Annotated in this window: 18 protein-coding genes; 10 read left to right on the forward strand and 8 right to left on the reverse strand. The window is 65.1% G+C overall.

Annotated features, from left to right (window positions below; translation table 11 throughout):
- Window positions 1-10: 10 nt before the first annotated feature.
- On the reverse strand, window positions 11-283 hold the full coding sequence (locus FQ775_RS17050; protein ID WP_146298581.1) for an usg protein: 273 nt from the start codon (window positions 281-283) through the stop codon (window positions 11-13).
- Between the two features lie 239 nt (window positions 284-522).
- Between FQ775_RS17050 and FQ775_RS17055 the strand changes: the two genes are divergently transcribed.
- The 3 genes from FQ775_RS17055 to acs all read left to right on the forward strand — a co-directional run bounded on the left by FQ775_RS17055 (window position 523) and on the right by acs (window position 4,759).
- Window positions 523-1,512, forward strand: a complete 990-nt coding sequence (locus FQ775_RS17055) for a sterol desaturase family protein (RefSeq protein WP_146298582.1) — start codon at window positions 523-525, stop codon at window positions 1,510-1,512.
- A complete protein-coding gene (locus FQ775_RS17060; RefSeq protein WP_146298583.1) occupies window positions 1,509-2,645 on the forward strand; it encodes an acyltransferase family protein in 1,137 nt (378 codons plus the stop codon). Before FQ775_RS17055 ends, FQ775_RS17060 begins: the two co-directional genes overlap by 4 nt.
- Window positions 2,646-2,803: 158 nt before the next feature.
- A complete protein-coding gene (gene acs / locus FQ775_RS17065; protein WP_146298584.1) occupies window positions 2,804-4,759 on the forward strand; it encodes an acetate--CoA ligase in 1,956 nt (651 codons plus the stop codon).
- A gap of 261 nt (window positions 4,760-5,020) precedes the next feature.
- Here acs and FQ775_RS17070 read toward each other — a convergent pair whose 3' ends face one another.
- The 3 genes from FQ775_RS17070 to FQ775_RS17080 form a co-directional block, all read right to left on the reverse strand.
- Complete coding sequence (locus tag FQ775_RS17070) at window positions 5,021-6,379, reverse strand: pilus assembly protein (RefSeq protein WP_146298585.1); 1,359 nt, start codon at window positions 6,377-6,379, stop codon at window positions 5,021-5,023.
- Window positions 6,380-6,652: 273 nt separating this feature from the next.
- Window positions 6,653-7,111 (reverse strand): thermonuclease family protein, encoded by a 459-nt coding sequence (locus FQ775_RS17075; RefSeq protein ID WP_146298586.1) that lies wholly within the window; start codon window positions 7,109-7,111, stop codon window positions 6,653-6,655.
- A 44-nt stretch (window positions 7,112-7,155) separates the two neighbouring features.
- A complete protein-coding gene (locus FQ775_RS17080; RefSeq protein WP_246730160.1) occupies window positions 7,156-7,383 on the reverse strand; it encodes a DUF1674 domain-containing protein in 228 nt (75 codons plus the stop codon).
- A gap of 98 nt (window positions 7,384-7,481) precedes the next feature.
- Here FQ775_RS17080 and htpX point away from each other — a divergent pair, with 98 nt between their 5' ends.
- The 4 genes from htpX to purH all read left to right on the forward strand — a co-directional run bounded on the left by htpX (window position 7,482) and on the right by purH (window position 13,369).
- The gene (htpX, locus tag FQ775_RS17085; RefSeq protein WP_146298588.1) at window positions 7,482-8,501 is read left to right on the forward strand and encodes a zinc metalloprotease HtpX; all 1,020 of its coding nucleotides are present in this window, start codon (window positions 7,482-7,484) and stop codon (window positions 8,499-8,501) included.
- Window positions 8,492-9,853 (forward strand): RsmB/NOP family class I SAM-dependent RNA methyltransferase, encoded by a 1,362-nt coding sequence (locus FQ775_RS17090; RefSeq protein WP_246730161.1) that lies wholly within the window; start codon window positions 8,492-8,494, stop codon window positions 9,851-9,853. The genes htpX and FQ775_RS17090 overlap by 10 nt, the downstream gene beginning before the upstream one ends.
- Window positions 9,854-9,924: 71 nt before the next feature.
- Complete coding sequence (locus FQ775_RS17095) at window positions 9,925-11,643, forward strand: heparinase II/III family protein (protein WP_146298590.1); 1,719 nt, start codon at window positions 9,925-9,927, stop codon at window positions 11,641-11,643.
- A 109-nt stretch (window positions 11,644-11,752) separates the two neighbouring features.
- On the forward strand, window positions 11,753-13,369 hold the full coding sequence (purH, locus tag FQ775_RS17100; RefSeq protein ID WP_146298591.1) for a bifunctional phosphoribosylaminoimidazolecarboxamide formyltransferase/IMP cyclohydrolase: 1,617 nt from the start codon (window positions 11,753-11,755) through the stop codon (window positions 13,367-13,369).
- A gap of 10 nt (window positions 13,370-13,379) precedes the next feature.
- On the opposite strand, the gene FQ775_RS17105 is transcribed toward purH, so the two are convergent.
- Together FQ775_RS17105 and FQ775_RS17110 are read right to left on the reverse strand one after the other, a co-directional pair.
- Complete coding sequence (locus FQ775_RS17105; protein ID WP_146298592.1) at window positions 13,380-14,786, reverse strand: MFS transporter; 1,407 nt, start codon at window positions 14,784-14,786, stop codon at window positions 13,380-13,382.
- A 28-nt stretch (window positions 14,787-14,814) separates the two neighbouring features.
- A complete protein-coding gene (locus FQ775_RS17110; protein WP_146298593.1) occupies window positions 14,815-19,599 on the reverse strand; it encodes an NAD-glutamate dehydrogenase in 4,785 nt (1,594 codons plus the stop codon).
- A 110-nt stretch (window positions 19,600-19,709) separates the two neighbouring features.
- On the opposite strand from FQ775_RS17110, the gene FQ775_RS17115 reads away from it, so the two are divergent.
- Entirely contained in the window at window positions 19,710-20,285 is a 576-nt protein-coding gene (locus FQ775_RS17115) for a peroxidase-related enzyme (RefSeq protein ID WP_146298594.1), read from the forward strand.
- 113 nt (window positions 20,286-20,398) lie between these two features.
- Window positions 20,399-20,713, forward strand: a complete 315-nt coding sequence (locus FQ775_RS17120; RefSeq protein ID WP_146298595.1) for a YciI family protein — start codon at window positions 20,399-20,401, stop codon at window positions 20,711-20,713.
- A 17-nt stretch (window positions 20,714-20,730) separates the two neighbouring features.
- Here the strand turns inward: FQ775_RS17120 and FQ775_RS17125 are convergent, their stop codons facing one another.
- Together FQ775_RS17125 and FQ775_RS17130 are read right to left on the reverse strand one after the other, a co-directional pair.
- Window positions 20,731-21,345 (reverse strand): LysE family translocator, encoded by a 615-nt coding sequence (locus FQ775_RS17125; RefSeq protein WP_146298596.1) that lies wholly within the window; start codon window positions 21,343-21,345, stop codon window positions 20,731-20,733.
- Between the two features lie 70 nt (window positions 21,346-21,415).
- Window positions 21,416-22,063 carry a TetR/AcrR family transcriptional regulator gene (locus FQ775_RS17130; RefSeq protein ID WP_167813023.1) on the reverse strand — a complete coding sequence of 216 codons (648 nt, stop codon included), beginning with the start codon at window positions 22,061-22,063 and terminating at the stop codon, window positions 21,416-21,418.
- A 101-nt stretch (window positions 22,064-22,164) separates the two neighbouring features.
- Here FQ775_RS17130 and FQ775_RS17135 point away from each other — a divergent pair, with 101 nt between their 5' ends.
- Window positions 22,165-23,400 carry a parallel beta-helix domain-containing protein gene (locus tag FQ775_RS17135; protein ID WP_146298598.1) on the forward strand — a complete coding sequence of 412 codons (1,236 nt, stop codon included), beginning with the start codon at window positions 22,165-22,167 and terminating at the stop codon, window positions 23,398-23,400.
- Window positions 23,401-23,459: the final 59 nt, after the last annotated feature.

Consider the following 23,459-nt stretch of genomic DNA (forward strand, 5'->3'; position numbering starts at 1 on the left):
CGAGCGCCGGTCAGTGCAGCATGATCTCGCCGTCTACCCTCTTCCACTCGTTGGGCGCGATCAGCTTGTTATGGGTGTAGGCGATCGAATGCAGCGGCCCGTCGAGCTTGTCGATCCAGAATTCAACGAATTTCATCAGCACCGGGAAGCGCGGCGCCAGATCGTAATCCTGCCAGACATAGGTCTGCAGAAGGTGCGGATGGTCGGGCATGTGATAGAGGATGCGGGCGGTCGTGAGACCGTAGCCCTCGAGCATCCGTTCCAGTTCAGAGGTCCGTTTCATGTGCTCACTCCGCACGCTGGGGTCTCCTCCTCGCGCCTGATGGTGCGCCGCATTCCTTAACCATCCCTTGCGATGGGATTTGAATCAAGATTTTTCTCTTGAAAAACATTGCCTTAGCAGCCGGAAGACAGGAGTGCTGACAGGCCGCAACGTGATGTCGAGGCCGCCGCTGCTTCTGCCCTTAAGGCTTCCCTAACGTCCGCCGCCTAGATTTCGCCCATCCTTCCCGGGAGCGCGTCATGGACTGGCTGGCTTCGATCATTGTCGCCGTGTTCGGAGATTTCACGCTCCGGCTGATGCCACTTTATGTCGGCGCCACGCTTCTGATCGCGGTTGTGATCTATGGCTGGCGGTACGGCTGGCGCCAATGGAGAAGCTTTTTCCGCTGGCTGACGCCGAAGGACATCTATCTGCACCCTTCCCACATCGTCGACCTGAAGCTCTTCGTAGTCGGGCGCCTGCTATCGGTTGCCGGCGTGATCAACCTCGTCGTGGTGCGCACCGCATCGGCGGCCTTCGCAATGGCCTTGCTCGCCGCGTCGTTCGGCACCGAGCCCGGCACCGGCAGCTGGAGTTGGGGGCAGATCGCGCTGGCGACGCTGCTCTTTGCCGTCGTTTCGGATTTCTGCACCTACTGGGTGCACCGCATTCATCACGAATATCCCGTGCTGTGGCCGTTCCATTCCGTCCATCACAGCGCCGAGGTGCTCACCCCGGTGACGGTCTACCGGAAGCACCCTGTCTATGATCTCCTGTCGGATGCCGTGAGCTCGCTCGCCATCGGCTTCCTGGCCGGCGCGCTGCTTTTCGCCATCTCGCCCAACATCGACATCATCTCGATCGGCGGCGCCAATGTCGTGTTCGTGGTGTTCAACGCTGTCGGCGCCAATTTCCGCCACAGCCACATCTGGATCAGCTACGGCCCGGTGCTCGAACACGTCTTGATCTCTCCGGCCCAGCACCAGATCCACCACAGCCGCGCGGTGGTCCATCACGACCGCAACTATGGTGAAATCTTCGCCATCTGGGACTGGATGTTCGGAACGCTCTATGTGCCCGCTCATGAGGAGAAGCTCGAATTCGGCCTCGCCGAACGCGACGGAACGCCGATCGACCAGCCGCATCCCTCGCTTGCCCGCGCCCTGATCGGTCCGGTCGAGGAAAGCTGGCGTCAGTTCCGGAACCGCCTCGCAGAGCCGCGACCGGTTGCCGACCCGCCAGCCGAATGATGAATCGCACCTTTTCCACCTATCTCGACGCCGTCCGCTTTGTAGCCGCCCTGACTGTGCTGTTTTCGCATTTCGCCTATGAGCGCATCAGCGGCGGCGCGCATTTGTGGGTGCGCGAACTCAACCTCGGCAGCGACGCCGTCGTGATCTTCTTCGTCCTGTCGGGACTGGTGATCGCCTACACCGCCGAGGAAAAGGACGCCGACGCCGGGCGCTATCTCTTCAACCGCGCCACCCGCATCTATTCGGTCGCCCTGCCGGCGCTGCTCTTGACCTTTGCGCTCGACCGGCTCGGTGCATCGATCAACCCCGCCGCCTATGATGGCTGGTGGTATGCCGAGGCGCCGCTCGCGACCCTTCTCTGGCACGGGCTCACCTTTTCCAGCGAATGGCACATTCCCGGTACGCGGCTCGGCACCAACGGTCCCTACTGGTCGCTCAGCTACGAAGTCGCCTATTATCTGATCTTCGCCGCTGCCCTGTTCCTCTCCGGCGCGAAGCGCATTCTGGTGCTGGCCGCGCTCGCCGTGATCGCCGGGCTCAAGGTGCTGCTGCTCCTGCCGGTCTGGTACCTCGGTGTTGCGACCTGGCAGATGATCCGGCGAGGGCGCATGCCGACCTCCGCAAGGGCATGCGCCATGATGCTAATTTTGCCGCCGGTCATTTACGCAGCCTGCCTGTGGGCGGGCGTGCCGGCGATGCTGTTTCAGGCCAGTGCGGCGCTCGCGGGCGTTGACCCCGACGTGCTGCGAAAGGTGCTGGGTTTTTCCGATGAATGTGTCTGGAACTTCGTTCTCGGCGTCCTCGTCGCCGTCCACCTCGCCGGCGCCGCCGGGCTTTCCCGCCGACGGCTGCCACGAGACGACGTCAAAGTGCCGGTGGCGAGCATACGCTGGCTCGCTGGCGCCAGCTTTTCGATCTACCTCGTCCACTACCCGCTGCTTCAGTTCCTCGACGCCGTCTTGCCGGCGGAGATGGCATCGGGCTCGCGCCAGGGGTTGATCCTCGCGGCCACCCTTGCCGCCTGCTTCGTGTTCGCCCAGGCCTTCGAGCGGCCGCTCGGCCATTTTCGGGCGCTGCTGCAGTCGTTGCCGGCACGGGTCCCGCCGCTTGCCGGCCGCCGTGCGGGCTGAGCCCGGGCGCCTGAGATTCCCTTCGCTGTCCGCCTTGCAAAACGGACCAATGTCTAATGTTGTGTGCGGCAGACGAATGTTAATAATGCCGCCAACTCGCCGCCGCACGGCTGCGATCTGGCAGCGAAGAGGTTGCCGATCCCGATTTGGAGGAAATGATGTCCGAGGTACATGTTCACCGCGTCCAGCCTGCTTGGAAGAAGCACGCACTGATCGACAACGACACCTACCTGAAATGGTACAAGGACAGCGTGAAGAACCCGGACAAGTTCTGGGGCAAGCACGGCAAGCGCCTCGACTGGATGACGCCCTACACCAAGGTGAAGAACACCTCCTTCAAGGGCAAGGTGGCAATCAAGTGGTTCGAGGACGGCCGCCTCAACGTTTCCGCCAATTGCATCGACCGCCATCTCAAGAAACGTGGCGATCAGGTCGCGATCATCTGGGAAGGCGACAATCCCTATGACGACAAGAAGATCACCTATCGCGAGCTCTACGAGCATGTCTGCCGGCTCGCCAACGTCCTGAAGAAGAACGGCGTCAAGAAGGGCGATCGCGTCACCATCTACATGCCGATGATCCCCGAAGCCGCCTATGCGATGCTTGCCTGCACCCGCATCGGTGCCATCCACTCGGTGGTGTTCGGCGGATTTTCGCCCGACGCGCTCGCCGGGCGCATCGTCGACTGCGAATCGACCTTCGTCATCACCGCCGACGAGGGCCTGCGCGGCGGCCGCACGATCCCGCTCAAGGAAAACACCGACAAGGCGATCGACATCGCCGCCAGGCACCACGTGATGGTCAAGAATGTGCTGGTGGTGCGCCGCACCGGCGGCAAGGTCGGCTGGGCCAACGGGCGCGACATCTGGTACCACGACGCGGTCGCGGCGGTAAAACCCGAGTGCAAACCGGAAAAGATGAAGGCCGAGGACCCGCTCTTCATCCTTTACACATCAGGCTCCACCGGCAAGCCCAAGGGCGTGCTGCATACGTCCGGCGGTTACCTCGTCTACGCCTCGATGACCCACCAATATGTGTTCGACTACCATGACGGCGACATCTACTGGTGCACCGCCGATGTCGGCTGGGTCACCGGTCACTCCTATATCGTCTACGGACCGCTCGCCAACGGCGCCACGACGCTGATGTTTGAGGGCGTGCCCAACTACCCGACGGCGGCGCGTTTCTGGGAGGTGGTCGACAAGCACAAGGTCGACATCTTCTACACCGCCCCGACCGCGATCCGCGCCCTGATGGGCGCCGGCGACGATCATGTAACGAAGACCTCGCGCAAGTCGTTGCGCGTGCTCGGCTCGGTCGGCGAGCCGATCAATCCGGAAGCCTGGGAATGGTACTACAACGTCGTCGGCGAAAAGCGCTGCTCGATCGTCGACACATGGTGGCAGACCGAGACCGGCGGCATCATGATCACGCCGCTGCCCGGCGCGACCGACCTCAAGGCAGGCTCTGCGACGCGCCCGTTCTTCGGCGTGCAGCCGCAACTGGTCGACAATGAAGGCAATATCATCGAGGGCGCGGCCGACGGCAATCTGTGCATCACCGATTCCTGGCCAGGCCAGATGCGCACGGTCTATGGCGATCACGAACGCTTCGTGCAGACCTATTTTTCCACCTACAAGGGCAAATATTTTACCGGCGACGGCTGCCGCCGGGACGAGGACGGCTACTACTGGATCACCGGGCGGGTCGACGACGTCATCAACGTCTCCGGCCACCGCATGGGCACGGCGGAGGTGGAATCGGCGCTGGTCAGCCACGACAAGGTCTCCGAGGCCGCCGTCGTCGGCTATCCGCACGACGTCAAGGGACAGGGCATCTATTGCTACGTGACGCTGATGGCCGGCGAGGAAGGTTCGGACGAGTTGCGCAAGGAACTGGTCAAGCACGTGCGCAGCGAGATCGGTCCGATCGCCTCGCCCGACAAGATCCAGTTTGCGCCCGGCCTGCCCAAGACCCGCTCCGGCAAGATCATGCGCCGTATCCTGAGAAAGATCGCCGAGGACGATTACGGCGCGCTCGGCGACACCTCTACGCTGGCCGATCCGGCCGTCGTCGACGACCTGGTCAAGAACCGGCAGAACAAGAAGGGATAGGAAGGACGATCTTCGGCCTTGAAAGAAGGACCGAAATCGCCCACCTTCGGGATGTGTTCAACGAACTGAAAGGAGGTGATCCAATGTCGAGTGGTTTCGTTTTCCGTAGCGTGGTCTCGGCGGATTGCCCTTTCGGGAAGCAGCCTTCCTGATTGCGGCATGACGCGCGGCCGGTGATCCCTGGATCACCTCCGACGGTCGCGCTGCGAACGGAAACACGGGGGCCGCCTCATCGAGGCGGCCCTTTCCGTTCCGGGAGGCTTATTTGACGATCGCCAGCCGCTCGATATTGGCGGCGATCTTCTGGAAAGCGGCGTTAAGCTCGTCGCCGTCCACCGCCTCGAAATAGTGCACGACCGAGCCGCGGTCGGGCGATGCGCAGCCACGCATGACGTCCTTTGCGGCCTTTTCCTTCAGCATGAAGCCGACGGTGAATATCTCGATGCCGTCCCTCTTCATCTCGTCGCAGAGCCGCTCGGCGGCGTCGCGTGACCGCCGCGGCTGTCCGCCCTTGGTCGAGCCTCCCTGGGCCACGCCGGCGAACGCGGTGTTGAACTCGCCATCGGTCATCAGGATGGCGAACTTGCCGACCTTCTTGGGATCACCGGCGAGTGGCTGCGAGCCGGCGGGCAGAATGTCGGCCCATTTGCGCGACAGGAGATACCAGCTCCACTGGATGCCGATATGGCCGGCGGTGTGGCCGCTGGCCCTGAAATCGCGGATCGCCGACTTGAGCCGCCCGATATCCGCGGTCAGCGGCGCCAGTGCGGCCTGTGGGCAGAAGGCGAGCCGGACGTCACGGTTGATCATCGCCATGCGCGGTGAGGCGTCGCTGAACTGGTGCGAGCCCTTGCGCTCCGTGGCGCAGGCGTCGGGGCGGCTCGACCCGCCGGGCAGCAGCGCCCCGGCGCCTCTGCCGATCGCAGCAAGAAGCAGATTGGTCAGCGGCGGCGGTTCGCCGGTGGTGAACCCCGTCTCGACATGGACCGTGTGGGCGAGATCGCCGGTGTTGACGGCATCGGCGTAGGGCACGATCGCCACCCGCACGCGCGGATCGGCCGGGTTCTGCCCGGAAAGGAAAGTGTCGACCACGTTGCTGGCGGCTGTTCGCAGATCCCTGATCTTCTGGCCGCTCATCGAGCCGGTAACGTCGAGCATCATCGCGACCTCGATCTTGCGATCCGAATAAAGCGCCGTCGACCCCACCTGAATGAGGCGTGAGGCCGAGGTCTTGAAGACCGGGAAGGCGAGGTCGATGTCGGCGCTGGCCAGCGCCGTGACGGTGCGCGCGTTTTTGTCGACGGTGACGTTGTCGAGCACGACACGGTTGGCTCGGGCGAACCCGGTCGAGCCGTTGGTCTTCAAAAACGCCGAGATCAGTTCCCTGGCCTCTTCCGGCGTGATCTTTCCGGTGGTGAGGTCGCGCGCGGTCGAGGTAACCGCCGCATCAAGCGCGTTGGTCAGGTTCGATTGCGTCAGCGTGACCTGAGCGAGATTGATGGCAAAGCCGCCGCCGGCGAGCAGCGCCGTCATGACGGCGGCGGTGGCGAGGGCGAAATTGCCCGAGCGATCGGAAACGAAGCTGCGGAAAAGGCGGGGCACCCTTGTGGTCGCCGGCATCGATTGTCTCCCTTTGCGACGCGCCAAAACTTGTCGAAAGGGACGATGCAGGTATCTTGCCGGACGACCGCGAAGGCGAGCCCGCCGGGAACGGGTCGTTCCAACCAGTTGATATTGTTGGGAGCGACGTTTCCGCAGGGTTAGCGACCGGTTAACGGCCTCAGCGCATGCGCGGGCGGCCGGTCATCCTCCATGCCCCGCTGCGGGAAGATGAAGCGGACGCGTGCGTGTTTCGTCCCGAAACGGGACGCGGCGAATAGCTAGTGCGAGGCGTCAACACCAGGATTCGCGCCGCCGCCCGCGATAGGGGCGCACCAGCGCGCGGTCGAGCAGAAGGGGCGCCAGCGCCCGGCCGTCCGACGCCGCCACATCCGCAAGCACGCGGCCGTAATATTTGCCACCGGCAATGTTGGAGAGCGATACCGACCCGTGGCCGATCAGGGCCGTGAGAGCCGCGCGCGCCCGAATCGCGGCCCGCCTTTCGGCGGCGCATTTGCCACGCAGTTCCGGCGCGTCGATCCCGCGCAGCCTGACACTGACGGCCAGCGTGTGCCCGGGCCAAAGCCGCGCCTCGGCCGCGATCGTGTCGCCGTCGATGACACGCATGACGCGCGCCTCGACCGGTCCGCGAAAAACATCCGCCGCCATGGCCCGGCCGACGAATATCTGCACAAGGCCGAGGATGGCCGCGAACGTGGCCAGTCGGCAGGTCAGGTCTGTTCGACATAACATCACAGGAATATATTCCTGTGATGTCCAACAGGCAATCCCGAACGCTAGAAGTCGGACGCGATCCCCTTGACTTCCCAATCGCCGTACCGAGCGGGTTCGAGGCCATCGCGGCCGCCGACTTCCTTCGGCCGCCCGGCTTCCGCCTTGCGGTAGGCATCGCGCCGCGCCTGCGCCTCGGCCAGCGCACGCTCGGCATGCGGCGGCAATTTTTTGTGTCCAGTTGCGGACTTGTCGCCGCTCTGACCGGTTTCGGGGCCTTTGGATGCCGGCATTCGCGCCTCGCTGAGGAGATTGAAGTTGGCGTGCGTCCGACCCATCATATAAAGCGGTCGCGCCTGGAATTCGAGCCGGGCCCTGCGTGGAGAAGCCGATGAACATGATTCGCACCGCGATGCTGCTCGCCGTGATGACGGCGCTTTTCATGGGCGTCGGCTATCTGATCGGCGGCTCCGGCGGCATGATGATCGCGTTCCTGATCGCGGCGGGGATGAATCTCTTCAGCTACTGGAACGCGGACAAGATGGTGCTCCGTATGCACCATGCCGTCGAAATCGACGAGCGTTCCGCGCCTGAACTGTTCGAAATCGTGCGCGGCCTTTCCCAAAATGCCGAATTGCCGATGCCGAAGGTCTATCTGATCAAGAGCGACCAACCCAACGCCTTCGCCACCGGCCGCAATCCCGCGAATGCCGCGGTGGCCGCAACCACCGGCTTGCTTGACCGGCTTTCCTACGAGGAGGTCGCCGGCGTGATGGCGCACGAACTCGCACACGTTAAGAACCGCGACACGCTGACCATGACCATCACCGCGACGCTCGCCGGCGCGATTTCGATGCTCGGCAATTTCGCGTTTTTCTTCGGCGGCAACCGCAACAACAACCCGCTCGGCCTGATCGGCGTGCTGGCGGCGATGATCGTGGCACCGCTGGCCGCCATGATGGTGCAGATGGCGATCAGCCGCACCCGCGAATACTCGGCCGACCGGCTCGGCGCCGAGATTTGCGACCAGCCGCTGTGGCTTGCTTCCGCGCTCGACAAGATCGCAAGGGCCGCCGGCCGTGTCCGCAATGACGACGCCGAACGTAACCCTGCGACCGCCCATATGTTCATCATCAACCCGCTCTCGGGCGAGCGCATGGACAGTCTCTTCTCCACCCATCCGAACACGGAAAACCGCATCGCCGCGCTCGAGGCGATGGCGGCGGAGTTCGAGGAAACGCGCAGCGTGGCGCCGACCGGGCCCGACGACGCCCCTCCGCCGGCCACGACCGGCAGCGACGGGCCGTGGGAGCGCAAGGCCGACAAGCCCGAGAGCCGGGGCGAAAAACCGGCCGCCAAGCCCAATCCGTGGGGCCGCAACCCGACCGGGCCGAAAGGCCCGTGGTCGTGACGCCAGGACCGACGGCCCGTAGCAACGGCTCCGAACTTCCGGGACTGGCGGCGCGCAAGGCGGCGGCCAGGCTCCTGGCCGCGGTAATCGAGGCGAAGACGGCGCTCGACGGCCTGACCGACAATGAGCACGGCCATCCGCAGTTCCGTACGCTCGATCCCCGTGACCGTTCGCTGGTGCGCGCCATTCTCGCCTCCGCGCTGCGCCACCGGGTGAGCATCGAAAGCCTGATCGAAAGCCGTCTCGATCGCCCGCTGCCTGCGCGCGCCGGCATGCTGTCGCATATCCTTCACGTTGCGGCGGCACAGATCCTGTTCCTCGACGTGCCCGACAGTGCGGCCGTCAACCTCGCCGTCGCCCACGCCGGCGAAGACCCGCGAACCAGGCGTTTCGCCGGTCTGGTCAACGCCGTGTTGCGCGAACTGGCGCGGCGCAAGGAGCGTTCGCTGCCGAAAGTGCTGGCAACCACGCTCGATGCGCCTGCATGGCTTCTCGAACGCCTTTCGCAGGCCTATGGCGCCGACAAGGCCGCCGCGATCGTCGCCATGCATCGCGCCGAAGCGTCGCTCGACTTCACGGTCAAATCCGATCCGCCGGGCTGGGCAGAACGCCTTGGCGGCCGCGTGCTGCCGACAGGGAGCGTGCGCGTCGCCCGGATCGCGGGCGCGATCACCGAGCTCCCCGGCTACGGCGACGGCGAGTGGTGGGTTCAGGACGCGGCCTCCGCTCTGCCGACGCGGCTTCTCGGAAATGTCGCCGGCCGGCGCGTCGCCGACCTTTGCGCCGCACCCGGGGGCAAGACGGCGCAACTGGCCGCGGCAGGTGCGTCGGTCACCGCCATCGACAGCTCGAAAAACCGGCTGAAGCGCCTCGCCGCCAATCTCGACAGGTTGAAGCTCGACGCCGAGATCGTCCATGCCGACCTCGCGGCGTGGACGCCGGAAACGCCGTTCGACGCGGTCCTGCTTGACGCACCGTGCTCCTCGACCGGCACCATCCGGCGCCATCCGGACGTCGCCTGGACCAAGTCCCCCGAGGACATCGAAAAACTCGCCGCCGTGCAGCGGCGGCTGCTCGAAGCCGCGGTGAAGCTGGTCAGGCCGGGCGGGCTGCTCGTTTTTTCCAACTGTTCCCTCGATCCCGCCGAAGGCGAGACGCTTGTCGCAAATTTTCTCGCCGATCATGCCGAGGTCGAGCGCGCACCGGTTGCGCCCGACGAAATCGCCGGCATCGACGGCCTCCTCGACGCCAACGGCGATTTGCGTACCACACCCGCCGGTTGGCCCGCCGAAGATCCCCGCGAGGCCGGGCTGGACGGGTTTTTTGCGGCGCGACTTCGCCGCAAGGGCTGAACGCCGCCAAAAAATTGCTGTCGCGGTGAATCCTGAATCGGATAGACTTGTGCCCGGAGAGTACTGAGGGAATGCCATTGGCGACGGCGACGGGCCAATCACCGCGCTTATGGGGGCTTGTTGCGAGGGAGATCTGGCGTCGTGCGCGCCAGAAGCTGCGGACGGCGCCGGCCTATCGCTGGCGCTATGCCGGCCGCACGCCCGAGCGCGTCCTGATCGCGCCGCCCGACCTGCGCCTCGCCGACCCGCAAATCGCAACCGAAATCTATCACGGCCGCTTTCCACTGGCCGGCAGGCTGGTCGAGACCGGCGGACGTTCGCCCTTCGCGGTGGAGGGCGCCAGCGCGGCCTGGCTCGAATCCCTGCACGGCTTCCGCTGGCTGCGCCATCTGCGCGAGGCCGGTACCGAGCTTGCCGCCGCCAATGCGCGTGCATTGGTCGGCGACTGGATCGAAACGCATGGCATGCATATTTCAGGCGTCGCCTGGGAACCGGCCGTCGTCGCACGCCGCGTGATTGCCTGGCTGCAGCATTCGACAATCGTGCTGCAGGGCGCGGAGTTCCAGTTCTATCGTGACTTCCTGAGATCCCTCATCACCCAGATCCGCTATTTGCGGGCCATGTGCCAGCACATGCCGGGCGGCGAGGAGCGCCTGCGCGCCCGCATCTCGCTTGCCTTCGCCGCTCTCTCGCTTCCGACCGCGCCCTCCGTGCTACGCAACGCGACCCGCCACCTGGCGCGTGAACTCGAGCACCAGATCCTGCCCGACGGCGGCCATATTTCGCGCCGGCCGGCGGCGGTGATGGAAATCCTGGCCGACCTCCTGCCGTTGCGCCAGACCTATGCCAACCAGGCCGAGGTGCCGCCTCCCGCACTCATCGGCGCCATCGACCGCATGCTGCCTGCCCTGCGCTTCTTCCGCCACCAGGACGGCAACCTTGCCCGCTTCAACGGTATGGGCGCCACGGTACCGGACCGCATCGTCGCCATCCTTCGCCACGACGACACCGAGGGAAAGCCGCTGCTGCATGCGCCGCATTCCGGCTTCGAGAGGCTGACGATGGGCGACACCACCGTCATCGCCGACACCGGGGCACCCCGTGAGCCGGAAGCCGCCGCCGGCGCCCATGCCGGCTGCCTGTCCTTCGAGCTGTCGTCGGGCCGGCGCATGTTCGTCGTCAATGCCGGTGTCGACAAATATGGGCCGGAGGATTTCAGGCCCTTGTCGCGCGCGACCGCCGCTCACTCGACCGCAACCCTCAACGACACGTCCTCCTGCCGGTTCTCCGCCTCGCCACGGCTCAAGGGCCTGATCGGCGCCGCCGTCATCAGCGGTCCGCGCGAGGTGCGCGTGGAGCGTAGGGACGGCGACGGCGCACAAGGCTTCACGGCCTCGCATGACGGCTATGGCGCCCCTTTCGGGATCGTGCACGAAAGGCAGCTTGCCTTGTCACATGACGGTGACGTCCTTGACGGCACCGACCGCTTTCGCCGACCCGACGGCTTGCCAGTCGCACCGGGGGCGAAGGATCAGGTTGCGGTGCGGTTCCACGTCCATCCCGACATCGACCTTCTGCGCGACGACACCGGGCGTCTGGTGCTGAACGCCCGTGACGGCCATGCCTGGGTGTTTTCCTGCGACGGCGTCATGCCGTCGGTGGAGGAATCGATCTTCTTCGCCGGCATCAGCGGACCGCGCCGCAACCTGCAGATCGTGCTGTCCTTCCGCGCCTCGGAACTCGGCGAACTCGCCTGGCGTCTGACGCGTACCGACATCGACCGCATCTGAACCGACAGCGCCGCTGTGCATGGCCCCGCAACTGCGTTTGTTTTCGCCCGCACCTGTGCTAGGGCGGCGCCACAATCCCCGGACAAATCGCACAGGAGGCTGCCGGTCTATGGCCGTCGCGTCGAAAAACATCCCCGCGCCCGACCTCGTGCCCGTGCGCCGGGCGCTGCTGTCGGTTTCCGACAAGGTCGGGCTGGCCGCCTTCGCGCGTACGCTCGCAGCCAGCGGCGTCGAACTGGTTTCCACCGGCGGTACGTCCAGGGCGATCGCCGAGGCGGGGCTTGCGGTCACTGATGTCGCCGACATCACCGGGTTCCCGGAGATCATGGACGGGCGCGTAAAAACCCTGCATCCGCTCGTCCACGGCGGGCTTCTGGGCGTACGCGATGATCCCGGGCACACAGCCGCCATGGAGACACACGGCATCCGCCCGTTCGATCTGGTGGTGATCAACCTCTACCCGTTCGAAGAGGTGCGTTTTGCCGGTGGCGACTACCCGACGACCGTCGAGAACGTCGATATCGGCGGTCCGGCCATGGTGCGCGCGGCGGCCAAGAACCACGCCTATGTCGCCGTCCTGACCGAACCGGCGGACTATGCGCGTGTGCTGGAAGCACTGGCCGGCAATGCCGGCGGCCTGCCCTACCGCCTGCGCCAGGAACTCGCCGCCAAGGCGTTCGCGCGCACAGCCGCCTACGACGCCGCAATCTCTGGCTGGTTCGCCGAAACGCTGGCACTCGACGCGCCCGACTACCGGGCCTTCGGTGGCCGGCTCGCCGCCGAGATGCGCTACGGCGAGAACCCGCACCAGTCTGCCGGTTTCTATCGCTCCGGCGAGAAGCGTCACGGGGTCGCGACCGCGCGCCAGGTGCAGGGCAAGCAGCTTTCCTACAACAATATCAACGACACCGATGCGGCCTTCGAACTCGCCGGCGAGTTCGATCCCGCCCGCACCGCCGCGGTGGCGATCATCAAGCACGCCAACCCCTGCGGCGTCGCGGAAGGCGCCGACCTGAAGGAAGCCTACCTGAAGGCGCTCGCCTGCGACCCGGTGTCGGCCTTTGGCGGTATCGTCGCCCTGAACCGCGCGCTCGACGCCGAGGCGGCCGAGGAGATCGTCAAGACCTTCACCGAGGTCATCATCGCGCCGGGCGCAAATCCCGAAGCCGAAGCGGTGATCGCCGCGAAGAAGAACCTGCGCCTGCTCCTGACCGACGGCCTGCCCGACCCGCGTGCCGGCGGCTTGGCGGTCAAGTCGGTCGCCGGCGGCCTTCTCGTTCAGTCGCGCGACAATGCCGTCATCGATGATCTCGACCTGAAGGTGGTGACGCGGCGCGCCCCCGATGCGCGCGAGATGGCCGACCTGAGATTCGCCTTCCGCGTCGCCAAGCACGTCAAGTCCAACGCCATCGTCTATGCCCGCGACCTCGCTACCGTCGGCATCGGCGCCGGGCAGATGAGCCGGGTCGATTCATCGCGCATCGCTGCGCGCAAGGCGCTGGACGCGGCCGAGGCAAAGGGGCTCGCCGAGCCGCTGACGAAAGGCTCGGTCGTGGCCTCGGATGCCTTCTTCCCGTTCGCGGACGGGCTTCTGGCCGCCGTGGAAGCCGGCGCCACCGCCGTCATCCAGCCCGGCGGCTCGATGCGTGACGACGAGGTGATCGCCGCTGCCGACGAGCACGGCATCGCCATGGTCGTCACCGGCATCCGCCATTTCCGGCATTAGAAATACCGCGTCACGACTCCGTGGCGGCGGCCGCGCCCTGATGACGACTCTTGACCCACGGCAGCAGGACAAGACCGAGCGCGAACAAGACGATGATCGGGGTCACGCCGAGCCGCTGCGCATCCTGCGCGGATAGCCCGAACGCTTCCGACGCAAAGAAGCCGGTCGCGACCGCGATTGCCAACGGCCCGATGAAGGTCGTCGCCTTGCCGGAAAGCGCGTAGAGGCCGAAGGCCTCGGTCACGCGCTCGCGCTCGACCTGGTCGACCAGAAGCGTTCGTGAGGAGGCCTGGATCGCACCGCCCGCCGCCCCGATCACGCCGCCGGCGAAATAGAACATGATGTCGGGCAGCCGGCTGCCCTCGCCGCTGGCCGCAACGGTCATGAACAGGATCTCCGTCTTGGTCGTGGAGATGACGAGCAGGCATGACACGGTGAGAAGCACCGCGCAGCAGGCGACGACGAAGCGCGGCCCGAAACGCTGGTCGATGCGCCCGCCGAACCAAGCCCCGACCGCGCCGGTGATGTTGGCGAGGATGCCGAAGATGCCGATCTGGATGATCGACCAGCCGAGCACTCCGGCGGCATAAATCCCGCCGAAGGTGTAGAGCGCGTTAAGCGCGTCGCGGTAGAACATGCTGGAGATCAGGAAGCTGAAATAGCTGCGCTGCGACGGCAGGCTCTTCAACGTTCGCCCGAGCTGGGCAAGCCCCCGCCGCACGGCCCCGGAGGCCGACGCACGCCGCACCACATCCGGCGTGAACAGGAACATCGGCAGCGCGAACACGATGTACCAGATCGCGGTGAACGGACCCGACGCTCGGTCGCCCTCATGCGTGGCCGGATCGAGGCCGAAGATCGGCTCGAGGCCGAGCAGGGTGCGGCCGGTTTCAGGCGAGGCCGACATCAGTCCGAGCACGCAGATGAGCGTGATCAGGCCGCCGACATAACCCAGCCCCCAGGCCGAGCCGGACAGGCGCCCGAGTTCGGAGCGCGGCACAAGGTCTGGCATCATGGCGTTGTTGAAGACCGCGGCGAACTCCATGCCGAAGACGGCGAGCGCAACGAAGAACAGGACCGGACCGATATTCTCCATGCCCGGCACCGCCTGCCAAAGCATGAAGCAACCAACGACCCCCAGCACCGAAAAGAACAGGATCCAGGGCTTGCGGGGCCCGGTGGCGTCGGCGATCGCGCCGAGCACAGGCGAGGAGAGCGCGATCAAGAGCCCGCCGATGCCGGTCGCATAACCCCAGAGTTCCTGCCCGCGCGCGGCATCCGAGGCCACGCTGGCGGCGAAATAGGGCGCAAAGACGAAGGTAATGATCAGCGTGTGAAAGGGTTGCTGGGCCCAGTCGAAGAACATCCAGCCCCAGATACCCCGGCGCGAGGCCCGCCGCTCAACCGCTTCGTCCATGTCCCCTCCGTCGGCACGAACGCCGCGATCAGATATCGGCGAGGTCCGCCATCATGCCGGCCGCGACCGTCAGCCGCGAAAGCGAGAGGTCGCCCCCCTCGGTCAGCGCCTGCAGCCGTTCGCGCGCCCGCGAGACACGCGAACCGCCCGCCTCGATCCAGGCCGCGACGGGATCCTCCGCCTTGTCGTGCCGGCAAAGCGCCGAGACGGCCATGCCCCTGCGCGCCGCGCCGATCATGTCATTGGCACGCGAAAGCGCAAGCCCGTCATAATAGTCGACCGGCGATACCGCGCGCGCGGCGTCCTCGACCCGCGCGATTCGGAAGGCCTCGGTGATGCCGAGATAGGTCCGTGCAGCGCGTTCGAGATCGGCATTGGCGCGCTGCGCCACGAGGTCGATATCCGGCACGATCTCGGCATGGCCGAAATAGGCCAGGATCGCCGCCAGCTTCTCCGGCGCGCCGGCGACGTGGAATTCATGCACGCGTTCAGCAAGGCGTGCCTGCATGAAATCGGGCAGCAGTTCGGCGAATTTCGGCTCCAGGAACCGGCGTGCCTTGCGCAGCTCAGCGATTCGTTCGCCGACGGGCGATACGTTGTCGCCGTTCTTGATCATCCAGGCCGAGGCAGAATGGATCAGCCGGCCGACGGCCTGGTAGAAACCGAGTTGCGCCTCGCCATCGACCTTGTTGTCGAGGGCGTCGATATCGTCGAAGACAGCGTCGAGCTCGAAACCGTCGCGCACGACAACGAAGGCGCCGACTGCTTCGACCGGCGTACAGGCGGTGATGTCCTGCAGGCGACTGACAAAGGACGGACCGCCGCGATTGATGGCGTCATTGGCCAGAAGTGTCGAGATGATCTCGCGACGCAGCCGGTGACCGGCAATCTCGCCCGCATATTTCTTCTCCATCTGTCGGGGGAAATAACTCACGAGATCGTCGGCGAAATGCGGATCGTCCGGCAACCTGCTTTCGACAAGGTCCGCGAACAGCACGATCTTGGCATAAGCGAGCAGCACCCCAAGTTCGGCCCGCGTCAGCGGTTCGCCGCGCGCCGTGCGCTCGGCGATCTGCTGGTCGCCGGGCAGCGTCTCGACCACGCGGTCGAGCAGGCCGCGCGCCTCGAGCGCGGTCATGAAACGGGCCTGGTGCCCGAGGTCGGAGAGCCCGCGCCGCTCCGCGAGCGAGATCGACAGCGTCTGGCGGTAGTTGTTGGTCAGCACCAGTTCCGCGACCTCCTCCGTCATCGAGGCCAAAAGCTTGTTGCGCGCCGGACGCGCCAGCTTGTCCGTGCGCATCGCCGCCGCGAGCGCGATCTTGATGTTGACCTCGACGTCGGACGAATTGACGCCGGCCGAATTGTCGATCGCATCGGAATTGCAGCGGCCGCCGGCAAGGCCGTATTCGATGCGGGCGCGCTGGGTCAGGCCCAGATTAGCGCCTTCGCCCACCACCTTGGCGCCGACTTGGCCTGCATTGATGCGAATGGCATCGTTGGCGCGGTCGCCGACGTCCGGATGGGATTCGCCGGCTGCCTTGACATAGGTGCCGATGCCGCCGAACCACAAGAGGTCGACCGGGGCCCTCAGAATCGCGGTCATGATCTCGGCTGGCGAGGCCGTGGTTTTTCCTAAACCGATGGCGTCGGCGGCCGCCTGCGACAGCGTGATCGACTTCTGCGAGCGCGGAAAGATGCCGCCGCCGCGTGATATCTTCGATTTGTCGTAATCCTGCCAGCTCGAACGGCCGAGCTCGAAGACCCGCTTGCGCTCCGCGAAAGTCGTCGCCGGGTCCGGAGCCGGGTCGATGAAGATGTCACGGTGGTCGAAAGCGGCAATGAGGCGTATCTGCTCCGACAAGAGCATGCCATTGCCGAACACGTCGCCGGACATGTCGCCAACGCCGACGACCGTGAACGGCTCCGACTGGATGTCCCGGTTCATCTCGCGGAAATGTCGCTTCACCGCCTCCCAGGCGCCACGCGCGGTGATGCCCATCTTCTTGTGGTCATAACCGGCCGAGCCGCCGGAGGCGAAGGCGTCGTCGAGCCAGAAACCATGCTCCTGGCTGATGGCATTCGCGGTGTCGGAGAAGGTCGCCGTCCCCTTGTCGGCGGCGACCACGAAATAAGGATCGTCGCCGTCGCGCCGCACGACATGTTCGGGCGGCACGACCTTGTCGCCGTCGAGATTGTCGGTGATCGAAAGCAGGCTGGAGATGAAGTTGATGTAGGCGTTGCGGCCGGCCTCAAACACCTCGTCGCGACTGCCGCCCACCGGCAGCTTCTTGGGAAAGAAGCCGCCCTTGGCGCCAACCGGCACGATGACCGCGTTCTTGACCTGCTGCGCCTTGACCAGACCGAGCACCTCGGTGCGGTAATCCTGGGCCCGGTCCGACCATCTGAGCCCGCCACGCGCGACGGGACCGAAGCGCAGATGCACGCCTTCGACCTCCGGGCCGTAGACAAAGATCTCGCGCCACGGGCGCGGCTCCGGCAAGCCGGTGAGCATGCGCGAATCGAGCTTGAAGGCGAGCGACCGGCTTTCCGAGCCGTCGCGGGGCTTGAAGCAGCTCGTTCTCAGCGTCGACTGGATGAGATTCAGGAAGCGGCGGACGATGGTGTCGTCATCGAGCACCGGAACGTCCTCGAGCGCAGCCAGGATGGCCTCGACGGCAGCCTCCTGCCGGCGCGCCGCATCCGCATCGCCGACGGCAGGATCAAAGCGGGCCACGAAGAGTTCGTACAGCTGTCGGGCGATCTCCGGATAGCGGTTGAGCGCAGCGGCGATGAAATCCTGGCTCTGCGGGATTCCGGCCTGCTGGAGATAGCGGCCATAGGCGCGAAGGATGACGATCTCGCCCGCCTTCAGCCCGGCAGTCTGTACGAGGCCGTTATAGGCGTCATTGTCGGCAAGTCCGCGCCAGACAGCCAGGAACGCATCCTCGAACAGCGCCCCGTCGGTCTCGAGCGCGATCGTCTTGCCGACCGCGCTTTCCAGTTCCATGTCGTGCACGAATACGAGCCCGTTGCCCGCCGTCTCGATCTCGAAGGTGCGCTCCGAAATCACGCGGAAGCCCATGTTCTCCAGAAGCGGCACGCGCGAGGACAGCGAGACTGCCTCGCCGTGATGGTAGATCTTCAGCGCCGCCTGATGATCCTGCTGATCGCCGTGACGGTGGAAGTCGACGGCAATCGGATTGTCGGGCGAGAGCGGGTCGATGCGCTCCGCGTCGCGCAACGCCACCGCGGGCCTGAAGCTGTTGCGGTAAGCTTCCGGAAAGCGCGTGGCGATGCCGATGAGTTTCGCGCCGGCGCCGGCATCGGTCGCCGCTTCGCGCAGCGCGTCGTCCCAGGTTCGGACGATGCCGCGGATTTCGGCCTCGATCTCCGCCGAATCGACCTTCGGCGTCTTGCCGCCCGAGCGCCCGACGATGAAATGGACGCGCGCCAGCGAACCCTCCGGAAAGGCCGGGTAGTAGGCCGAAAGCCGCCCGTCGAAGACCTTCCTGAGATAGTCGCCGATCCTGGAGCGTGCCTCCGAATCGTAGCGGTCGCGCGGCACGAAGACGATCACCGAGACGAAGCGGTCAAACTGATCGACACGTACCAGAGCCCGCACCCGTGGCCGTTCGCCGAGCGCCAGAACTGCCATGGCATGGCGGCGCAGCATGGCGGTATCGATCTGGAACAACTCGTCGCGCGGATAGGATTCCAGGACGTTGATCAGCGCCTTGCCGGAATGGTCGGTCTTTTCGAATCCGGACTTGGTCATCACCCGCTCGGCCTTGGAGCGCAGATAGGGGATGCGGAACACCGAGCGGGTATAGGCCGTCGACGTGAACAGGCCGACGAGCCGCAATTCGCCCGAAAGCTTGCCGTCGGCATCGAAGGTCTTGACGCCGACATAGTCGAGATAGGCGCGCCGGTGGACGACCGAACGTGCATTGGCCTTGGTCACGATCAGCGGCTCGGGACCAAGCAGGAACTCGCGAATCTCGGGCGTTGTGATCGCCGAAGAGGTGCTGCCGCGCAGGATCTTGAGGTCCGGATCGGAGAGGATGCCGAGACCGCGATTGCCGGTCCGCTCCAGCGTTCCGTCCTTGCCCTCGCCGGTGTAGCGGTACTCGCGCATGCCGAGGAAGGTGAAGTTGTCGTCGCGCAGCCACTCCAGGAAGGCAACCGCCTCGGACACCGCTTCCGGCTCGAGCGGGATCGGCATGTAGCGATAGTCCGAGATGGTATGTTCGAGCCGCGCCAGCATCGGCTTCCAGTCGGTAACAGCTGCTCGCACCTGCTTCAGAACAGCAGCCAGCCGCGCCTTCAGGCCAGCCGCATCGTCTTCGGTGATGGCCGCGACATGGACATGGATGATGCTGACCTTGTCGCCTTCGGCGCGCCCGCCTGCGTCGCCGGATATGGCGCACACGCCATTCTCGTCATGGGTGACGATCAGCACCGGATGCGCGACAAGCAGCAGTTCCCCACCGTCGGCGCCAATCTCGCCCATGACCGAATCGAACAGAAACGGCATGTTGTCGTTGACGACGGTGATCGCGGTGAGCTGCCTGCCGTCGCGCTCGACACCACTGTCGCGCACGATCTCGATGACGCTCTCACCCTTGCGGTGTCCGAGCAACGCGCTGCGCACCAGTTCTGCAGCCCGCGCCAGAGCACCAGGCTCGTAGGCGGCGACATCTTCTGCCGGCGCGCGCGAAAGAAGCAGTTCCTTGAAGTCGATCTTGCTGCCGCCGGCGGGGTCGGCGCCGCCCTTGCCTGCCTTGGACCTCGCCTTGCCCTTGCTCGCAGCCATGCTTTCCTCCGGCGGGAATTTTTCGCTATCGTATCAGAGACAATCACGATTGCGACCCCGGCCGGGGGTCGCGTCACAGTCGAATATGCGGGACAGGTGGACAACGAAAGATGACAGCAGCCAAGGACGCCGTAACGGCCCTCGATCTGGCGCCGTCCGGAGAACTCAGCCCGGAAACCAGGGCCTATTTCGACAAGTGCCAGGAAAAGCTCGGCCTCGTGCCGAACGTGCTCTTGTCCTACGCCTTCGACGAAAAGAAACTACGAGCCTTCACCGACATGTACAACGACCTGATGCTGGGTGATTCCGGCCTGTCGAAGCTCGAACGCGAGATGATCGCGGTCGCGGTCTCCTCGGTCAATCACTGCTTCTACTGCCTGACCGCGCATGGGGCGGCCGTGCGCCAGCTCTCGGGGGACCCCGCACTAGGCGAGATGATGGTGATGAACTACCGCGCCGCCGATCTGGGCGAGCGCCAGAAGGCGATGCTTGATTTTGCGGTCAAGCTGACCGAGGCGCCCGACCGGATCGAGGAGAGCGACCGGGCGGCTTTGCGCGAGGTTGGCTTTTCCGATCGCGACATCTGGGACATTGCTTCGACAGCAGCCTTCTTCAACATGTCCAACCGCGTTGCCGCCGCCGTCGACATGCGGCCGAACCCGGAATACCACACCACGGCACGATAACCCTCAAAAGCCCTCGCCCGCTCTCGCGAAAACGTTATTTCGTGTTTATGTTAAACAATGCGAGGAAGTGAGGGTGAACGGTCAGCATCGGCCGGGCGACAACGGAGGGAAACATGCCGAAATTTCTCTATGTCTATCACGGTGGCAGCGTGCCGGAATCCGAGGAGGAAGGCAAAAAGGTCATGCAGGCCTGGATGGATTGGATGGGATCGCTGGGCGATGCCATCATCGACGGCGGCAACCCTGTCGGCATGTCGAAGACCGTCGTGCCCGGAGGCAAGGTCGAGGCCAATGGCGGCGCCAACCCGGCCAGCGGCTACAGTCTGATCAACGCTGCCGACATGGACGATGCGCTCGCGAAGGCCAAGGGCTGCCCGATCCTCGATGCCGGCGGCAGCGTCGAGGTCGCCGAGACGATGGACATGTAATCACCTGCCGGTGGCCGTCAGCGCGATGCGATCGCGGCCGCTGCGCCCGCCATGGTCGTCGCGCTGACCCGGTTGGCGACCCGCATGGCGCGCGCGCTGCGCAGCAGGCGTCGGGCCTGCGCGGCGGCAAGAACCCAGGCCAGATCGATCAGGATCAGCACCACCGCCATCGTTGCGGTGAGTTCGACCCAGCCAAGGAGGCCGACCGAGGCCAGGTCGACGATGGTCGGCAGCAGCGCAAGGTAGAACATCATGATCTTGGGGTTGCCTAGGGTGACCGCCATGCCGGCGAGAAACAGCCGCCACGGCGAATCCTGGCGCGGCAATTCATCTTCGCCCTGAACGACGACCGGCGCTGTCCACATCTTAAAGGCCAGCCACACTAGATAGGCGACTCCGACCCATTTGATCACGACGAAGACGACATGGAAGCTCTGCGCAACGACGGCCAGTCCGAAGACGGCCAGCGACAGCCAGATCGCCTCGCCGATCCACATCGCCGCAAGGAAGGGGAACACGTCACGAAAGCCCTTCGAGATGACCCGCGCCACCAGCGCGGCGATGCTTGGCCCCGGCGAGCCGGCGGCGACAAGCAGGGCGCCGGCGAAGATGATGAGCGAGGCGAGGTCCATGGGCAATTCCTTCCGGCCACGAAGCCGCGAAGTATGGCCATGCTTCACCTGTACGGCAAGCCGCCGCTGGTCAGCCTGCTGACGGCGCGTCCCCCCCAATAATGCGCCCGAGCGCAAGCAGCATGTGCGCCTCGATATCATCGCGTAGGCGCGCACGCACAGCTGTGCGTTCCTCGACGAGGTAGAGATCGACCAGCGTGCCCAACAGTACGTTGAGAAAGGTCAGCGACGCTCGGTCGACCCGACCGGCGCCGGGCGCAAATCGCTCGAGGAACGGCGCCAGAATGTCACCGGCGATACGATCCTCGGCCTCGCCCTGGTCGTGCTCGACCGGGCGGATGCGGCGCATGGCGCGCAAGAGTCGCGCATGCGCCGGGATGGCCTCGGCGGCGTCGAGGTAGACGCGGAGCAATTTTCGCGCGGCGACTTGGGCCGCAAGGCCCTGTTCCAGCCCCTCCAGCGCCTGGCTGCAGGCTTGGACGACCCGGGCGACGGTTTCGTCATAAGCGGCCAGCAACAGCGCATCGCGGTCCGGGAAATAGCGATAGACCGAACCGACCGCGACACCGCATTCCGCCGCGACCCGCGACGTTGTCACCGTTTCCTCGCCGAACTCGGCGATAAGCCTTTCGGCCGCCGCGATCAACGCCGCGCGGGTTTGGAGCGCACGTGTCTGGCGCGGGCGATAGGCCTGCTCGCGGGCGGTCGCGTCGCTCATCGGTGGTCCGGCCATGCGCTCAAAAATGAAACAGTTTCATTTTTGTTGACTTCGCATTGCCGAGCGCGCATCGTCAAGCCGGAAATGGAGGAGGAATGCCGATGCGAGCTATCTTCAGGGCCGCGGCTGGCTTGGCCGTATCGCTTGCACTGACCGCCGCTGTCGCCGCCGCGGAGCTTCGCGTCGAGCCGGACGACGATGCCAATGAAAAGCTGATCGAGGCGCTGATCCTGGCGCAGCCGGGCGATACGGTGCTGATCGCCGCCGGACGCTACGAACTCACCGACGGCCTGTCGCTCGACGTCGACGACGTCACCGTGCGCGGCGAAGGCACGGATCGCACCGTTCTTTCCTTCAAGGGACAGACCGGGGCCGGCGAGGGTCTTCTGGTCACCTCCGACCGGGTGGTGCTGGAGGATTTCGCGGTCGAGGACACCAGGGGCGACGGCGTCAAGTCGAAGGGCTCGGACCAGATCACGTTCCGCAACCTGCGCGTCGAATGGACCGGCGGGCCGAAGGCCGAGAACGGCGCCTATGGCGTCTATCCCGTGTCGTCGAAGAACGTGCTCATCGAAGGCGTGCTGGTGCGTGGCGCTTCGGATGCCGGCATCTATGTCGGCCAGAGCGAGGACATCGTGGTACGCAACAGCCGCGCCGAATTCAACGTGGCCGGCATCGAGATCGAGAATTCCTTCCGCGCCGATGTCTACAAGAACGTTGCCACCCGCAACACCGGCGGAATTCTCGTCTTCGATCTGCCCAACCTGCCGGTGCAGGGCGGTCATGACATCCGCGTCTTCGACAACGACGTTGTCGACAACGACACGCCCAATTTTGCCCCGGAAGGCAACATCGTCGCCATCGTGCCGAAAGGCATGGGCATCATGGTGATGGCCAATCGCAACGTCCACGTCTTCAACAACCGCCTTTCCGGCAACGCGACCACCCACGTGCTGATCGCCGCCTATCCGGAAGACTACGAGGACGACGATTATCTGTTCGTGCCGCGCGGGGTCTACGTGCATGACAACGAGTATGGCGAGGGCGGCGGCGAGCCCGACGGCGAGGTCGGCAAGACGATTTCGGATGTTTCGGGCACGCCCGTGCCGGACATTGTCTGGGACGGAGTGACAACGATCCCGGAGTATTTTTCCTGGGTCTCGGCCGAAAACCGCATCTATGTCGATGAGCCGGACGGCACGACCTTCGTCAATCTGAAGATGATTTCGCAGCTGCTGCTGCCTTGGTCGACGTCCCCGGACACCGACATCTCCGGCTACAAGGGTTCACTGCCGGAACCGGCGCCCGTGAAGCTGCCGCAGGATGGCGGTGCCTGAAACACAAGAAAAAGTACCGATGATCTCGGACCATGGGCGTCTGACGTCGCTGGGCCCTT

This window comes from Nitratireductor mangrovi (genome assembly GCF_007922615.2).
In the GTDB taxonomy this organism is placed as follows: domain Bacteria; phylum Pseudomonadota; class Alphaproteobacteria; order Rhizobiales; family Rhizobiaceae; genus Mangrovimarina; species Mangrovimarina mangrovi.

What these genes read in the sequence shown, in the direction of transcription:
- FQ775_RS17130 (WP_167813023.1), bottom strand. Translation starts at nt 22,063, where the DNA reads ATGAGCGACGCGACCGCCCGCGAGCAGGCCTATCGCCCGCGCCAGACA.
- FQ775_RS17080 (WP_246730160.1), bottom strand. Translation starts at nt 7,383, where the DNA reads ATGCCGGCATCCAAAGGCCCCGAAACCGGTCAGAGCGGCGACAAGTCC.
- FQ775_RS17075 (WP_146298586.1), bottom strand. Translation starts at nt 7,111, where the DNA reads ATGTTATGTCGAACAGACCTGACCTGCCGACTGGCCACGTTCGCGGCC.
- FQ775_RS17060 (WP_146298583.1), top strand. Translation starts at nt 1,509, where the DNA reads ATGATGAATCGCACCTTTTCCACCTATCTCGACGCCGTCCGCTTTGTA.
- FQ775_RS17110 (WP_146298593.1), bottom strand. Translation starts at nt 19,599, where the DNA reads ATGGCTGCGAGCAAGGGCAAGGCGAGGTCCAAGGCAGGCAAGGGCGGC.
- FQ775_RS17095 (WP_146298590.1), top strand. Translation starts at nt 9,925, where the DNA reads ATGCCATTGGCGACGGCGACGGGCCAATCACCGCGCTTATGGGGGCTT.
- purH (WP_146298591.1), top strand. Translation starts at nt 11,753, where the DNA reads ATGGCCGTCGCGTCGAAAAACATCCCCGCGCCCGACCTCGTGCCCGTG.
- FQ775_RS17120 (WP_146298595.1), top strand. Translation starts at nt 20,399, where the DNA reads ATGCCGAAATTTCTCTATGTCTATCACGGTGGCAGCGTGCCGGAATCC.
- acs (WP_146298584.1), top strand. Translation starts at nt 2,804, where the DNA reads ATGTCCGAGGTACATGTTCACCGCGTCCAGCCTGCTTGGAAGAAGCAC.
- FQ775_RS17070 (WP_146298585.1), bottom strand. Translation starts at nt 6,379, where the DNA reads ATGCCGGCGACCACAAGGGTGCCCCGCCTTTTCCGCAGCTTCGTTTCC.
- FQ775_RS17125 (WP_146298596.1), bottom strand. Translation starts at nt 21,345, where the DNA reads ATGGACCTCGCCTCGCTCATCATCTTCGCCGGCGCCCTGCTTGTCGCC.
- FQ775_RS17135 (WP_146298598.1), top strand. Translation starts at nt 22,165, where the DNA reads ATGCGAGCTATCTTCAGGGCCGCGGCTGGCTTGGCCGTATCGCTTGCA.
- FQ775_RS17105 (WP_146298592.1), bottom strand. Translation starts at nt 14,786, where the DNA reads ATGGACGAAGCGGTTGAGCGGCGGGCCTCGCGCCGGGGTATCTGGGGC.
- FQ775_RS17050 (WP_146298581.1), bottom strand. Translation starts at nt 283, where the DNA reads ATGAAACGGACCTCTGAACTGGAACGGATGCTCGAGGGCTACGGTCTC.
- FQ775_RS17055 (WP_146298582.1), top strand. Translation starts at nt 523, where the DNA reads ATGGACTGGCTGGCTTCGATCATTGTCGCCGTGTTCGGAGATTTCACG.
- FQ775_RS17115 (WP_146298594.1), top strand. Translation starts at nt 19,710, where the DNA reads ATGACAGCAGCCAAGGACGCCGTAACGGCCCTCGATCTGGCGCCGTCC.
- htpX (WP_146298588.1), top strand. Translation starts at nt 7,482, where the DNA reads ATGAACATGATTCGCACCGCGATGCTGCTCGCCGTGATGACGGCGCTT.